Genomic DNA, 13,401 nt, shown 5'->3' with positions numbered 1-13,401 from the left:
TAAACACCCGTAACACCACCCGTCCCAATCGTGATAAACTCCTCTGCATACGCAGCAGGCGCGAGAAAAGCAGCCGTGGCGAAGGCGGTGATTGAAGATTTATTGAGCACTTTGACACTCCTGTTGTCAGTCTTTTTTGATCCTTATGGGAATGCCTGATTGACCCAAAACACGGTTTTGGAATCAGCCACCCAGATGCCCAAGATGAAAGCGAAACCAAACAACACGTGTCTATACGTTAGATTACGTATAGGCTTGGGGGTCGAGAGGCGGGCATGATGCCCCGGCCCACCCGCACAGACGGTCTGGATTGAAGATTGGACAGCACAGCGCAACAGGATTTCCGCCGGGATCAGGCCGAACCCGCCCGCAGGCGCAGGTCGCTGCGCGCGACGCTTGCCTTGTGTTTGGCGGGGCTGCAGTTTGTGGCGGTGCTGTCGGTCACGCTGTCGACCTTTGTCAGCTCGGAAAACGCGCTGTTGCGGCAATCGCGCATTTCGCTGAACGAGGTCAGTGTCAATGTCATCGGGCAGGTTAAGAACTTTCTGAACCCGGCACAGCAGGTGCTGGATGCCACGCGGCGGCTGGCGGAAAACGATGTGCTGGACATCAACGATACCGCCGCGCTGGAGAGCCATTTCTTTCAGCAATTGCAGGTGGCCCCGCAGCTGGCCGGGATTTATCTGGCCGATGAAACCGGGCGTTTTGTCTATGTGATGCGCACCGAGGAACCCGGTCGTTACCGCACCAAAACCATCCCGCCCTTTGCGCCCGAGATCACCGAACACCCGGCCGATTTTCAGTGGCGCAACGACCGGTTCACCCTGCTGGAGACCGCCGAGACCCAGACCGACACATATGAGGCCCGCACCCGCCCTTGGTTCACGATGGTCGATGCCGCGAAAGCCCCGATCTGGACGCAGCCCTACATCTTCTACACCACCCGCCAGCCGGGGATTACCTATGGCGTGCCGGTGTTGGACGATGCGGGCGAAATCCGCGCCATTCTGGGCATCGACATCCAGATCGATGCGCTGTCGGGCTTCCTGCTGGACATCTGGTCGGACCGGCGTGGCGCGGCACTGGTGCTGAACGAGGATGGCTCGGTTCTGGCGCATCCGACATTGGTTCTGATCGATCAGGATGCGGATTTCGACAATCCGGAACTGCCGATGGTCGACCAGATCAACGACGCTTTGGCGCGTCAGGCCTTTGGCACGTTGGTGCGGGAAGACAACGCGGGTGTCGATGGCCCGGTTCACACGGATTTCGAACTGGATGGGCAGGATTATGTCGCCATGCTGATCGAGGTCTCGGAACCCGGTCTGAACTGGCTGATCGGGCTTTACGCCGCCGAGGATAACTTTATCGGCGAGATCAAGAAAAACCGGGTGCAGGGCATCTGGATCGCGCTGTCCATCGCCATCCTGACCGGCGCCATAGGTCTGGCACTGGCCGACCGCATCTATGCCCCGGTGCGCAGCTTCGCCAGCCAGACCCGGCGCGTTTCAAGCGGTGAGATCACGCCCGAGGAAGGGTTGCACAGCCCCTATCGCGAGCTGGAAGATACCGGGGCCGCACTGGCGCAGGAGGTCCGCCAGCGGCAGCGGTTCGAGACCGCCTATGGCCGCACCTTCGATCTGGCCTCGCGCGGGATGGCGCAGATCTCGCCGGAAACGGGCCGGTTCCTGCGGGTGAACGAGCAGCTTTGTGACATCATGGGCTATCAGCCCGGCGAGTTAGAGGCCATGACGCTGGCAGAAACGCTGCCCGATGACGGCCAGCAGATCGCGGTCAAGTTCCGCGAAACGCTGCTGCAGGATTCCGAATTCATCGCCGAGAACCCGTTTGTCCGCAAGGATGGCTCGACCATCTGGTTGCGGGTGAATGCGATCCTGATCCGGGACGAGAACGGCGTGCCGGACCACGCGGTTGCCATTGTCGATGATGTCAGCGACCGCAAACAGGCCGAGGACGAGGCCAGCCGCCTCAGCCGGGATCTGTCGCATGTGGCGCGGGTGAACCTGATGGGTGAGATGGCCTCGGGGCTGGCGCATGAGCTGAACCAGCCGCTCAGCGCGATTTCCTACAACGTGGACGCGGCCAAGATCACGCTTGAGGAAATCGGCGATCCCGACCCCGAGCTGAGCCAGATTCTGACCGATATCGACCGGCAATCGCGCCGCGCCGGGGACATCATTCGCGCCCTGCGCGAAGTGGTCCGCAAGGATCGCGGGCGGCAAACACCGTTCGAGTTGGGCGGGCTGATCCGGCAGACCGTCACCCTGATGGAGGCCGAGGCCCGGGTGCATGATATCAAACTTGCTTATGATGAAACCGCCCTGCCCCCGGTTATTGGCAACCGGACGCAGATCGCGCAGGTGCTTGTCAACCTGTTGCGCAACGCCATTGACGCGCTGGCCCGTGACCCGCGCGATGATGCTCGGATCAGTATCACCACCCAAACCGCCGAAAGCCACGTCGAGGTTCAGATCAAAGACAACGGGCCGGGCGTCGCTGCAGACGTGACGCTGTTCAACACCTTCGACACTCAGAAGTCTGACGGTATGGGCTTAGGCCTGTCGATCTGCCGGACCATCGTCAAAGCCAATGGCGGCAGCATCTGGCATGATGCGACCAACGCCTCGGGCGCGTGCTTCTGTTTCACGTTGCGCCGCAGCGACCGACCGGAGGCAGAGGAATGAGCCCCGATCCGCTGACCGTCTACATTGTCGATGACGATGACGACGTGCGCATCGCCTTGTCGCGGTCGCTCAGCAAGCGCGGGATGTGGGTCGAGCATTTCGGCGACGCCCAGGCCTTTCTGAACGAGGTCAGGCATGACGCCTTGGGGTGTCTGATCCTCGACTATGGGATGCCCGGGATGGACGGGTTGGAGTTGCAGGATCATCTGGTCCGCCACGATTCGACCCTGCCGATTATTTTCATCTCAGGCCATGGCGGCATTCCGGAATCGGTGCGGGCGACCAAGGCGGGTGCGATTGATTTCCTGGAAAAACCCTTTGACCTGGCTGTTCTGATTGAACGGATTGAGGCCGCGTGGGCGGTGGGCGCGCAACTGCGCGCAGAAAAAGCCCGGCGGCAAGAACTGGCGGACAAACGTGGCCTGCTGACCGAACGGGAAGAACAGGTGCTGAACCATATCCTGACCCACCCTGCCCGCACATCGAGCAAGGAAATCGCCGCCGAACTGGGCATCAGCCCACGCACGGTCGAAATCCACCGCGGGCGCATTCAGCAGAAGGTCGGAGTGAAAACCACCATCGAGCTTTATGAACTGTTCGCACAGATGCAATAATCCTTGCCCCTATGGGTGCCGGAATTTTAGTTTTGGATATGTGGAAACCAACAAGCGTCGGTCTTTCGCACGGATACGGTGATTTACATTCGCGACAGGGCGATCTGGTTGGCGCGAAAACACGCAATCGTCTGATGGTTTCACCTGCGGTTTGGGCCAGTTCGCATTCAACCAAAATGGCCGCCGCGGCGATGCAACACCAGCAGATTAATCCAAGGACGGAACCGCACCCATGCTGTGATTTTGGAGCGTTGAGTAGCCATTGACTCCCAAGCCAAGCTCTCCAATCATCATATTGTGATTGTTTAATGAGGTATTGGCATGGTTGGCTGGCTGCGTCGTTTTGGACTGACGATAACATTAATTCTCACGTTTGCCTCTGATACCGCGGCACAACAAAGCCCCGAGGCATTGCTGGCAGAGGCCGAACGGATCTATGTGCGCGCAAACGGTTCACCTGCCTCGCTGATTGCGGTGAAAAACCTTCTGGACCGGATCGTAAATGAATATCCGTCATCAGATCTGGCCGTAAGTGTGCAGGCGGCCGAACCGGTTGGCGCGATCGATATAGTTGCGCTGAATGGATGGCTCGTCAGCAATGGGCTTGCGCCAACGACAATCAAGAACCAACCAGCGCAACTCACGTTGCCGCCGTTACATTCGGGACAGGCTGCAACTGCGCCTCTGCCGATGTCGCCCGGAACCGAGGAAACTGAGGCTTTGTTGGGGCTTGATAAACAGGGTTTTCGCGATCTACAGGCGCGCCTGCTGGTTCTGGGTTACGATCCCAACGGGATCGATGGTGTCGCCGGTCGCGGGACCCGCGCCGCGTTAAAAGCCTGGCAACGAAGCCAGGGCCTCGATCCGACCGGATATCTGAGCGGTGACCAGCATCTGCGTCTTCGGGCCACTTCCGAGGCGGCGTTGAACACTTGGCGTGCCGACCCGGAAAATGAGCGTCTTTATACACCGCCGCCGCCAATCGCACTTGGTCCCGCGAACCTGTCCGGAACGTGGCGCTTTACTACGAAATGCGGAGCTTCTAGCGCGCTGGGACGAACCACGATCACCGGCGTCCTGAATGTCGGCCATGCCGGGGGAAACAGATATACCGGACGCGTTCAGCAATCGCAGGGGTTTCGCGGGCAGTTTTCGGGCCGTTTGAACGGTCGCAAAATGTCGGGTGACATCAATTGGGGCCTGCTTCTAGGGCGTGTTCAGGTTGTCGGAACCATTGCTGATCAAAAGCTTACAATGAGCGGCCGGGATTCAAACCGATGCTCGTTTTATGCGGCGAAATCCTGAATTCAGCCAGCCGCGCCTGTTGGAACACAACCCCCAAAGCCAAGTGTCAATCGGTGGTTTCGGCTTCTCCGTTCAGCGTATCAAACACTGCCCGCCCCTCTTCGGTTTGAAAAAACCCTTCGCGTCCCAGTAACCAGTAGCCGTTGGACGAAGTCGCCTCATGAGCGGACAGCTGCACCAAACTACCTGCAGTCAGGTGGTCTTGGATGACACCGGCCCATCCCAAGGCGATCCCCGAGCCCGCCAAGGCAAGATGTAACGCCATGCCGTGATCGTTCACGGTGATCCGGTTGTCAGTAAATATCCAGTTTTCGGTACCGCTGCTCAGCCAGGCTTGCCAATCCAGCCAGCGGTTTTCGGGGTCTTCTTGCTCGATCAGTGGAATTCCCGCCGTGTCCACGCGATCCTTCAGATTCAGGATCTGCCGGGCCACGCTGGGCGAGGCGACCGGGAAAACCCTTTCGCGGATCAACAGGCGCGAATCGAACCCCGGCCAGTTGCCATCGCCGAATGCGATCCAGCAATTCGCCCCTTCGCGGAAAAGATCGGCATCCGCGATCAGGGTCACAACTTTCGTCCGGACGCTCAGCCGTTCCGACAACGCGGCAAGGCGCGGTGAAACCCAATGGGTGCCGACACCTGCATAGGTCGCAATTGTCCACACCTGTTTCTGATCGGTGCGCCGGATGCGCGCCGATGTTTCGCGGATATTATCAAAAGCGCGTGAGACTGATTGGAACAAGTCATGCGCCGGAGGCGTTGGCTCAAGCCCGCCATTCTTGCGCAGGAACAGACTGGTGCCCAGATCACGCTCTAGCTGCTTGATCTGATAGCTGACCGCGGGTTGCTGGACATTCAACGCGTCGGCTGCACGCGTGAAATTTCCCAGGATGTAAACTTCTTCAAAGGCGCGAAGGCCCTTCAGCGTCGGCGTGCGTCGTGACATCGAAAAATTCGATACCCCCTCAAAATTTTTCCGTATTTTACAGATGAAGCGTTCAAATTAAACAACCCCAATCAGAAATTGATCAGGCAGAAAAACCACAATGTGCCGTTAATGATCCGGATACGACCGAGGCCTGCTCAGCCTCACTGCAGTCAACCGTCGAAGGGTTTGGGGCAGGTCGTGTCAGGCGTCAATTTTCTCATTGAGGTCTCTTCCTGAAAAGTCTGCGCTGCAAAATTGGTCGACAAACCAAGAAACTGTGATTTGGTCGTTTTGGGAGGAAAGGCCATGCAAAAAAATTATGAAGCGCTGACGCAAAATGCAGCCAACTTCGTGCAGCTATCACCACTGTCGTTTCTGTCTCGGGCCAATTCGATACATGGTGATCGTGTCGCGGTAATCTACGGGGATTTGCGGCGCAGTTGGGCTGAAGTCGGCACGCGCGTCCGCGCCATCGCCAGCGGTCTCAGCGCGCTCGGGCTGGAAAAGGGCGACACGGTTTCGGTGCTTTGCCCGAACATCCCCGAGTTGTTCGAACTGCATTTTGCAGTGCCCTTGTCGGGGGCGGTTCTGAATACTCTGAACACCCGCCTCGAACCACAGACGATCGCTTACATCCTAGATCATGCGGACACAAAGCTGGTAATCGTTGACCGCGAGTTTATCCCGTTGCTGTCGCAGGCCTTTCAACGGCTGGGTCGGTCCATTCCGGTGGTCGAGGTCAACGATCCCAATGCGCCTGCCTCTGAATCACTGGGTGGGCGGGATTACGAGGAACTCACAACCGCGCCCATCGATCCGGGCCTTTCCAATGCACCGGCCAGCGAATGGGATGCTATAGCGCTAAATTATACCTCTGGCACATCCGGTCGCCCCAAAGGCGTGGTCTATCATCACCGCGGCGCGTACCTGATGGCGTTGGGGACCGTGGCCGCGTGGGAGATGCCGCATTATCCGGTCTACCTGTCGGTGGTTCCCATGTTCCACTGCAACGGCTGGGGCCATCCCTGGATGATGGCAATTCTGGGTGGCGCCAAGGTTTTCACGCGCAACCCGGCAGCGGACAAGGTTCTGGATGCCATCCGCACCCATGGCGTTACCCACCTGGGCGCTGCACCGATCGTGCTACAGATGATCGCCGAACACGAAGAGGCCGGGACCGCCCCGTTCGACCCGCCGATCCGGGTTCTGACCGCCGGTGCGCCCCCGCCCCCGTCGGTTCTGGAAAAGACCAAGGCGATGGGGCTGGATGTCATGCAGGTTTACGGCCTGACCGAAACCTACGGCCATATCTCGCAATGCCTCTGGCAGGATCAGTGGGATGAAAAGCACCCAACCGAGCAGGCTCAACTGCAGGCTCAGCAAGGCATCGCATTTCCCATGGTCGAAGATGTCACCGTTCTGGACAGCGAAACCGGGAAAGAAGTCCCGCGCGACGGCGAAACGCAGGGTGAAATCGCCATTCGCGGCAACACCGTGATGAAAGGCTATTACAAAGATACTGAGGCGACTGGAAAGGCATTCAAAGACGGCTGGTTCTGGTCCGGTGACGCTGCGGTGATGCAGCCTGACGGCTATATCCAGATCCGCGACCGCTTGAAGGATGTGATCATTTCCGGGGGTGAGAATATCTCGTCGGTCGAGGTCGAGGCGGTGCTGTATCGTCACCCTGCGGTGCAGGCGGCAGCGGTTGTCGCCAAGCCCGATCCCAAATGGGGCGAGGTGCCCTGTGCTTTCGTCGAACTGCGTCCCGAACATAACGCCACCGAGGCCGAGATCATCAGTTTCTGCCGCGACAGCCTGGCCGGGTTCAAGGCACCGAAGGCGGTTGTCTTTGCCGATCTGCCCAGAACCTCGACCGGGAAAATCCAGAAATTTCAACTGCGCGACGTCGCAAGATCCGCAAAGGAGTAGGCCCGCTCAGTCACACCAACTGCACGTTTGCGCGACCTCGGCATTACTTAATCCCGTCGCCTGCATGTTGTCCTCTGCCCCATCCTTAAGGGCGCCCTCCCCACCAGAAAAAAATCAGCGGTGTCATCACCAGGCCCCAAAGTGATTTCTACAAGTTCATGCGTTGTGCTGTCGCTGATATCTAGATCAGCAGTCCGGCAATGTATCTCGGATATAAAAGCCATTTTGTTCTCTGTTTGAGGCAACAGATCCAAGATATGCGAGATGCGTTAACGCACTGTTATTTCGGGCCACAATCAAATCCCATCTAGGCGGCATGCTTTGATGGCACCTTTTGGCAAAGGCTGGAATTTAGCCAAACTTTTTGATTGAGGCCGCAACAACTCAGGAAGGCGGCTCTGCAGGTTCTTCCTCTGCCGGTGGCACGGCTCGTTGATAGAGATGCCATGTGGCGTGACCAAGGATCGGCAGGGTGAAGATCAGGCCCAGAAACGCTGGAACCAGCGACAACAGCATGGTGACCGAGATAATCGCCGCCCAACTGAGCATGACCACCGGGTTTTCCGTGACGACGCGGATCGAGGTCAGCATGGCAGATACGAAGTTGGTTTCCCGGTCCAGCAGCATGGGCATGGCGACGACCGTCACCGTGAACAGGGCCGCTGACAGACAAGCGCCGACGCAGGTGCCGATAAACAGAAAGGTCCAGCCCTGCGGCGTGAAGAACACGGCGTTCAGGAACCCGTCGAAATCCGAGAACGACGCGTTCTGCAGGATAATCGCCAGCCAGAGCCGGATCTGATATATCCAAACCCAGAAAATGAACAGGGTGACAAAGGCCATCCAGCCCATCTCGCGCTTGCGCTGATCGGCCATAACGGTGAGGATTTCGGACCAGCCGAAACTCTCGTTCTTCTGTAACCGTCGGGATATGTCATACAGCCCGGCAGCCGCGAAAGGTGCCACCAGCGGAAAGCCCACGATGGCAGGGATGATCATCCAGATCTTACCGAGCCAGATCAGGCTCCAGACAAACAGCAGTCCAAAAACCGCGTAGAACAGGCCGAAGAAACCGCTCATGACAGGGCGTGCCAGAAAGTCGGAAAACCCGGCTTTCAGCGACGCGGAGATATCATCAGCCGTCACCTTGTTGACCTTGGGCACGGCCCGCTGCGGTGTCAGATTATCTGGTGGTGTCGAACCTGCGGTTTTGGATGTCATGACACACTCCTCCTAAAGGATGGCCCGCGCTGGTTCGTCTGCCACCAGACTCGGCGGCGAAACAGACATCCCTTCTGTGTATAAGTCTGCAGCAGCTAAGGCATAAGGACAAGGGCGGAGTACAGCAGTCGAGTTGCTGGACGGTAGTGAGGAAACAAACGCGGCAACCAGAGTTTGAGATGCGCTCCGGCAGCGGCTGAAAGCCCGTCAGCGCGACATATCAAAACTGCCAACCGACAAGGTCTTGATCGCAGCGGGGTCCGGCACGAAACCGATGCCAGGGCCATGCGGAACGGCAACCCGGCCCTCTGAAACCGTCAGGTCGATTTCCCCCAGTTCAGTTCTTAAGGGGTTCGGATTTGCATCCAGTTCCACCAGCCCCTCGCCGCCCACGGCGGCAAGAACGTGAACCGATGCTGCCAGACCAAGCCCGGTTCCCATGTAGTGCATCGTACATGTGGCACCAGATTTTGCCGCATGTTGCCCAACGGCGAAACTGCCGCTGACTCCGCCCCATTTGGCGACATCAGGCTGAACCACACCCAGTTTACCCGCGCCCATGAACTCCTGAAACCGGGTCAGAGATGTGATATTCTCACCTCCGGCAATGGGTACATCCACGGCTTGCGCCAACTCGGCCCAATCGCTGAGCGGGGCATCTGCGCGCAGCGGTTCTTCGACAAACCCAAGCCCGGCATCTGACAACGCAGTCACGGTTTCGATCGCATCCGGAACCGACCAGTTCTGGTTGGCATCCACCATGATCTTTAACCGATCCCGGGCAATCGAACGCACATCCCGGAGAATTTCGCAATCCTTGGTCAGCCCATGGCCAATCTTCAGTTTTACACCCCTATGTCCATCCCTGATGATTTCTTCCAGGGATGTGTCCATGTCCGCCAGGTTCGGAGTGCTGGCATAGACGGGAACGGACGCAGGCGTGTTGGTCGACAAAAGCGCGCATAGCGGAACGCCCCGTCGCCGCGCGGCAATATCGGCCATCGCCGTATCGATACCCGACATGCAATGGGCAAAAGGTCCGTATTCCCCGGTATGAATGACCATCCGCGCAAAGTCTCTTTCAAGGACCTCACGACAATCCGAGTAAGTGTCAAACCGCGCCCCGATCAGATGCGGAGCTATGACGTCTTGCATCAGGTTCTGCCGCGCCAGATTGCCCCGGGGCGGGAAGTTGCACCAGATCTCTCCCCAACCGGTCACACCATCCCGGTCAGTCAACGCAATCAACAGACCGTTGCGCACGGGCATCGTACCCAGCGAGGATTCGGGACCGACCGGCGGACGCGCGGACACGGCAAATGCCTGCACACGGTCAATCGTAATTGGGTCGGGGTCTGAGGGGATCATGTCGTCGTCCTAATAACCGACCAGAGTATTGCGGGCCGAAGTCGTAAAATGCGCATCCAATGCCTTTTGAACGGCCGCAAGATCACGGGATTTCAGCGCATCCAGAATAGTCAGATGATCCTGCATCGCGGTGACGTTAATCCGTCTCGGCGGCACCCGGCGATGTACCTGCCGCGCAATACGCAGTTTGGTTTGCGTGTATTCATGCGCCTTGGCAATCGCCTTGTTCTTCATCGAAGCCACAATTGTGCGGTGAAAGTCGCGGTCGAAATCCAGAATGAAGGCATTGTGTTCAGTCAGGTCGTCGGTGGTTTCCAGACCTTTCAAGGCCTCGATATGGCGCGCGATCTGATCTTCAATCCATTCGTCTGTGACAACCTCAAGAAAAAACCCGACCGCATGGTTTTCGATCATCACCCGAAACTGCATGTTTTCACGCATGAAATCGAAATCCGGGTAGATGATTTTGAATCCGGCGCGCGGCTTGGCCTCGACCAGATCCAACTCTTCCAGCAGCACCAGCAACTCACGCAAGGGCGACATCGAGGTGCCCAGAATTTCGCACAGTTCCGCCTGGCGGATTACCTCACCCACCTTGATATCCTCGGACAGGATGGCCTGCACGAACCTTTCCAGATCTTGGGATTTTTGCGTGATTTTCATTGCCGCGCGGCGCTCCGGGCTGATCTGTCATCAGAATTACCCAATAATCACCGACTTAAAACATACAGTCAATCGTTCAGATGTATTTTTAAATATATTTAAAGTTGCTATAAATAGTTTTACGTTTTAGGCTCCGCTCAAGTCGATACCTTCCGTGACAGGGTTGGCGGATTGAATTTAAGCGTGGGAGGCGGCCTGAAACATGGCTCAGGTGACTTTGTCGCATATCAAAAAGTCCTATGGGACCGTCGACCTGTTCGACGGCGTGGACCTTGAAATCGACACGGGCGAGTTTGTCGTGTTTGTAGGCCCGTCCGGCAGTGGAAAATCCACACTTCTACGCATGATTGCAGGGCTTGAATCGGTTACGGACGGTGTCATTGAGATCGAAGGCCGGGATGTCACTTACGACGAGCCCTCGGATCGCGGAATCGCCATGGTGTTCCAGAACTATGCGCTTTATCCGCATATGGACGTCTACGGCAACATCGCCTTCAACCTGCGTCTTGCAAAAATGCCCAAGACCGAAGTGCATGAGCGCGTGATGGAAGCGGCCCGTATCCTGCATCTGGATGAGCTTCTGGACCGGTCGCCTGCGCAATTGTCCGGTGGGCAACGCCAACGCGTCGCCATTGGTCGCGCGATTGTGCGTAAGCCCAAAGTGTTCCTGTTTGATGAGCCATTGTCCAATCTCGATGCAGCCCTTCGCACTCAGATGCGGTTGGAGATCGAGACTCTGCACCGTGAAATCGGGGCCACGATGATCTATGTAACCCATGACCAGACCGAAGCGATGACATTGGCCGACCGGATCGTTGCGCTGGACTACGGCGAGGTGCAGCAGATCGGCACACCTGACGATTTGTATAATGCGCCAACGAACAAATTTGTGGCAGGTTTCATCGGCTCGCCCAAAATCAACTTTCTTGCCGCTACCGTTCTGTCGTCCGTGGGCGACAGCGTTGTGGCCCGGATCGACGGGCTTCCGGATGCCCAGATCACCCTGACGGCCTCCGGCCTTTCTGAGGGTGACAAGATTGATTTGGGCATTCGCCCCGAAGAACTTCACATTACCGACGCAGACAGCGACCAAGACAACGTCCTGAACCTGCACGGAACCGTCGAAATCGCGGACCGGCTGGGCAACATCACCTACGCCTATGTCAACGCGGGGCTGGGGACGAACCTGACAGTTCAGACTTTTCAGAAACGCAAGATTCAGACGGACACGACCGTCACTCTGACGGTTTCCGCAGATCGGATTGATGTTTTCAATCCGCAGGGAAACCGGTGCTCGCCAGCCAAGCCATAGACAGACACCCCAAGAGGGAGGAATTGGGATGAAGAAAACCATAAAAACACTAGCGTTCGGATGCGCTGCCGTGCTGTGCGCGACCAGCAGTTTCGCTCAGGACAAGGTCAAGCTTCTGGTTTGGGGCGATCCTGTCCGCGAGCCGTTCTTTCAGGCCTTTGACGAGGCTAGAGACGACATCGACGTCGAGTTCGTCTCGATCGCGCGCAACGAAATGGTGGCCAAATTACAGCTGGCCCTGCGGTCCGGCGAAGGTGTTCCGGATGCGATATTCATGCAAGACGTCAATTTCGCCGCCCAACTTTCGACCCGGCGCGCGAACTACCTGATGGAGCTTTCGGACAAGGTGGATAAGGACACAGTGGATGGTTTCTATCCCACGTCGCTTGCCCCCTGCGAAAAGGCCAACGGGTCGTTGATCTGCCTGCGCAACGATGTGGCTCATTTCATGCTGTGGTATAACGCACCTCTGATGCAGGAGCTCGGGCTGAACGTCCCGACCACTTGGGAAGAATATGAAGCCGTTGGCACCGCTGCTGCCTCCGATGGCTCCGGTATCGTCTCTGGTGCCGCTGCCATGCATATTCCGCTGATGAATTTCCTTTATTCTAACGGGTGCGAACTGGCAGTTCCGCTGGCGGATGACCCTGAAACCCTGAAGATCAATGCCACGGCCCCGCAATGCGTTGAGGCCGCACAATTGGTAGACCGGATGCTGGCCTCGGGCGCATTGGCGCGTGTCGCCCCATTCGATCCAGAGTTCCTGGAACTGGCGAAATCCAACAAGCTTCTGATGATCCCCGGTCCGACTTGGTTTGGTGAATTCATCATCAAACGTCGCTACGAATTCACCGATGGCATGACTGGTGTCGCAATGACCCCGAAATGGGCGGCACAGGACGACCCGCTGATCTGGAGCTGGGGTGGCGGCGTCTGGGGCGGCTGGAAAGACACCGAGCACCCGGACGAGGTCATCGATCTGCTGAAATTCGTCACGACGGATGCAGACGTGAACCGCACCGCTGTCACTATGCCCGCTTATCAGCCCGCCTCGGTCGAGTGGGGCGAGGCGTTTGACGGCTCTGGTTACTACGCCACCGACGGCTCGTTCGGCACCATGGTTGACGCCGCCGCTTTCGGGCATCCCGGCTATGCCTCGCTGCGGCTGGACACCCGCGCCAGTTTCACCAAGGCAGTGGTCAACGATTTGGCCAGCGGTGCAACCTTTGAATCCTTGCTGCCACAGCTGCAGGAAGAGTTTGTGAACGCCGCGCAGTTAGCGGGTTACAAGGTCGTCACCGACTAAACAAAACGAAACGCGCCGCGGGCCAGAGCCTGCGGCGCGTCCATCGC

General features: G+C 57.7%; 10 protein-coding genes and 1 pseudogene. 6 read left to right on the top strand and 5 right to left on the bottom strand.

Annotated elements, in window-relative coordinates:
* Positions 1 to 110: pseudogene (locus ACR0JN_RS17015) on the bottom strand (TAXI family TRAP transporter solute-binding subunit); the annotation flags it as partial.
* A 207-nt stretch (positions 111 to 317) separates the two neighbouring features.
* Here ACR0JN_RS17015 and ACR0JN_RS17010 point away from each other — a divergent pair.
* The 3 genes from ACR0JN_RS17010 (at position 318) to ACR0JN_RS17000 (ending at position 4,624) form a co-directional block, all read left to right on the top strand.
* Positions 318 to 2,705, top strand: coding sequence for an ATP-binding protein (locus ACR0JN_RS17010; RefSeq protein ID WP_480887405.1), 2,388 nt, complete (start codon positions 318 to 320; stop codon positions 2,703 to 2,705).
* Positions 2,702 to 3,319, top strand: coding sequence for a response regulator transcription factor (locus tag ACR0JN_RS17005; protein ID WP_480887403.1), 618 nt, complete (start codon positions 2,702 to 2,704; stop codon positions 3,317 to 3,319). The genes ACR0JN_RS17010 and ACR0JN_RS17005 overlap by 4 nt, the downstream gene beginning before the upstream one ends.
* 321 nt (positions 3,320 to 3,640) lie before the next feature.
* Positions 3,641 to 4,624, top strand: a complete 984-nt coding sequence (locus ACR0JN_RS17000; protein WP_480887401.1) for a peptidoglycan-binding domain-containing protein — start codon at positions 3,641 to 3,643, stop codon at positions 4,622 to 4,624.
* A 46-nt stretch (positions 4,625 to 4,670) separates the two neighbouring features.
* Here ACR0JN_RS17000 and ACR0JN_RS16995 read toward each other — a convergent pair whose 3' ends face one another.
* Entirely contained in the window at positions 4,671 to 5,570 is a 900-nt protein-coding gene (locus ACR0JN_RS16995; protein ID WP_480887400.1) for a LysR family transcriptional regulator, read from the bottom strand.
* A 288-nt stretch (positions 5,571 to 5,858) separates the two neighbouring features.
* Between ACR0JN_RS16995 and ACR0JN_RS16990 the strand changes: the two genes are divergently transcribed.
* A complete protein-coding gene (locus ACR0JN_RS16990; protein ID WP_480887398.1) occupies positions 5,859 to 7,484 on the top strand; it encodes an AMP-binding protein in 1,626 nt (541 codons plus the stop codon).
* A 384-nt stretch (positions 7,485 to 7,868) separates the two neighbouring features.
* On the opposite strand, the gene ACR0JN_RS16985 is transcribed toward ACR0JN_RS16990, so the two are convergent.
* The 3 genes from ACR0JN_RS16985 to ACR0JN_RS16975 all read right to left on the bottom strand — a co-directional run bounded on the left by ACR0JN_RS16985 (position 7,869) and on the right by ACR0JN_RS16975 (position 10,736).
* Positions 7,869 to 8,705, bottom strand: coding sequence for a DUF2189 domain-containing protein (locus ACR0JN_RS16985; protein ID WP_480887395.1), 837 nt, complete (start codon positions 8,703 to 8,705; stop codon positions 7,869 to 7,871).
* 207 nt (positions 8,706 to 8,912) lie between these two features.
* Entirely contained in the window at positions 8,913 to 10,073 is a 1,161-nt protein-coding gene (locus tag ACR0JN_RS16980; protein ID WP_480887394.1) for a mandelate racemase/muconate lactonizing enzyme family protein, read from the bottom strand.
* 9 nt (positions 10,074 to 10,082) lie between these two features.
* Positions 10,083 to 10,736, bottom strand: coding sequence for a GntR family transcriptional regulator (locus ACR0JN_RS16975; protein WP_480887393.1), 654 nt, complete (start codon positions 10,734 to 10,736; stop codon positions 10,083 to 10,085).
* A gap of 202 nt (positions 10,737 to 10,938) precedes the next feature.
* Between ACR0JN_RS16975 and ACR0JN_RS16970 the strand changes: the two genes are divergently transcribed.
* Positions 10,939 to 12,048: an ABC transporter ATP-binding protein gene (locus tag ACR0JN_RS16970; protein ID WP_480887391.1), complete on the top strand. Its 1,110-nt coding sequence runs from the start codon at positions 10,939 to 10,941 to the stop codon at positions 12,046 to 12,048.
* A 28-nt stretch (positions 12,049 to 12,076) separates the two neighbouring features.
* Complete coding sequence (locus ACR0JN_RS16965; RefSeq protein WP_480887390.1) at positions 12,077 to 13,354, top strand: ABC transporter substrate-binding protein; 1,278 nt, start codon at positions 12,077 to 12,079, stop codon at positions 13,352 to 13,354.
* Positions 13,355 to 13,401: the final 47 nt, after the last annotated feature.

The sequence above is a fragment of the Ruegeria sp. G12 genome, assembly GCF_056533565.1.
This window is presented reverse-complemented; position numbering and strand designations above follow the sequence as displayed.

Bases quoted from the DNA above. Each gene is read 5' to 3' on its own strand.
- ACR0JN_RS17005 (WP_480887403.1), top strand. From the start codon at position 2,702: ATGAGCCCCGATCCGCTGACCGTCTACATTGTCGATGACGATGACGAC.
- ACR0JN_RS17000 (WP_480887401.1), top strand. From the start codon at position 3,641: ATGGTTGGCTGGCTGCGTCGTTTTGGACTGACGATAACATTAATTCTC.
- ACR0JN_RS16995 (WP_480887400.1), bottom strand. From the start codon at position 5,570: ATGTCACGACGCACGCCGACGCTGAAGGGCCTTCGCGCCTTTGAAGAA.
- ACR0JN_RS16990 (WP_480887398.1), top strand. From the start codon at position 5,859: ATGCAAAAAAATTATGAAGCGCTGACGCAAAATGCAGCCAACTTCGTG.
- ACR0JN_RS16985 (WP_480887395.1), bottom strand. From the start codon at position 8,705: ATGACATCCAAAACCGCAGGTTCGACACCACCAGATAATCTGACACCG.
- ACR0JN_RS16980 (WP_480887394.1), bottom strand. From the start codon at position 10,073: ATGATCCCCTCAGACCCCGACCCAATTACGATTGACCGTGTGCAGGCA.
- ACR0JN_RS16975 (WP_480887393.1), bottom strand. From the start codon at position 10,736: ATGAAAATCACGCAAAAATCCCAAGATCTGGAAAGGTTCGTGCAGGCC.
- ACR0JN_RS16970 (WP_480887391.1), top strand. From the start codon at position 10,939: ATGGCTCAGGTGACTTTGTCGCATATCAAAAAGTCCTATGGGACCGTC.
- ACR0JN_RS16965 (WP_480887390.1), top strand. From the start codon at position 12,077: ATGAAGAAAACCATAAAAACACTAGCGTTCGGATGCGCTGCCGTGCTG.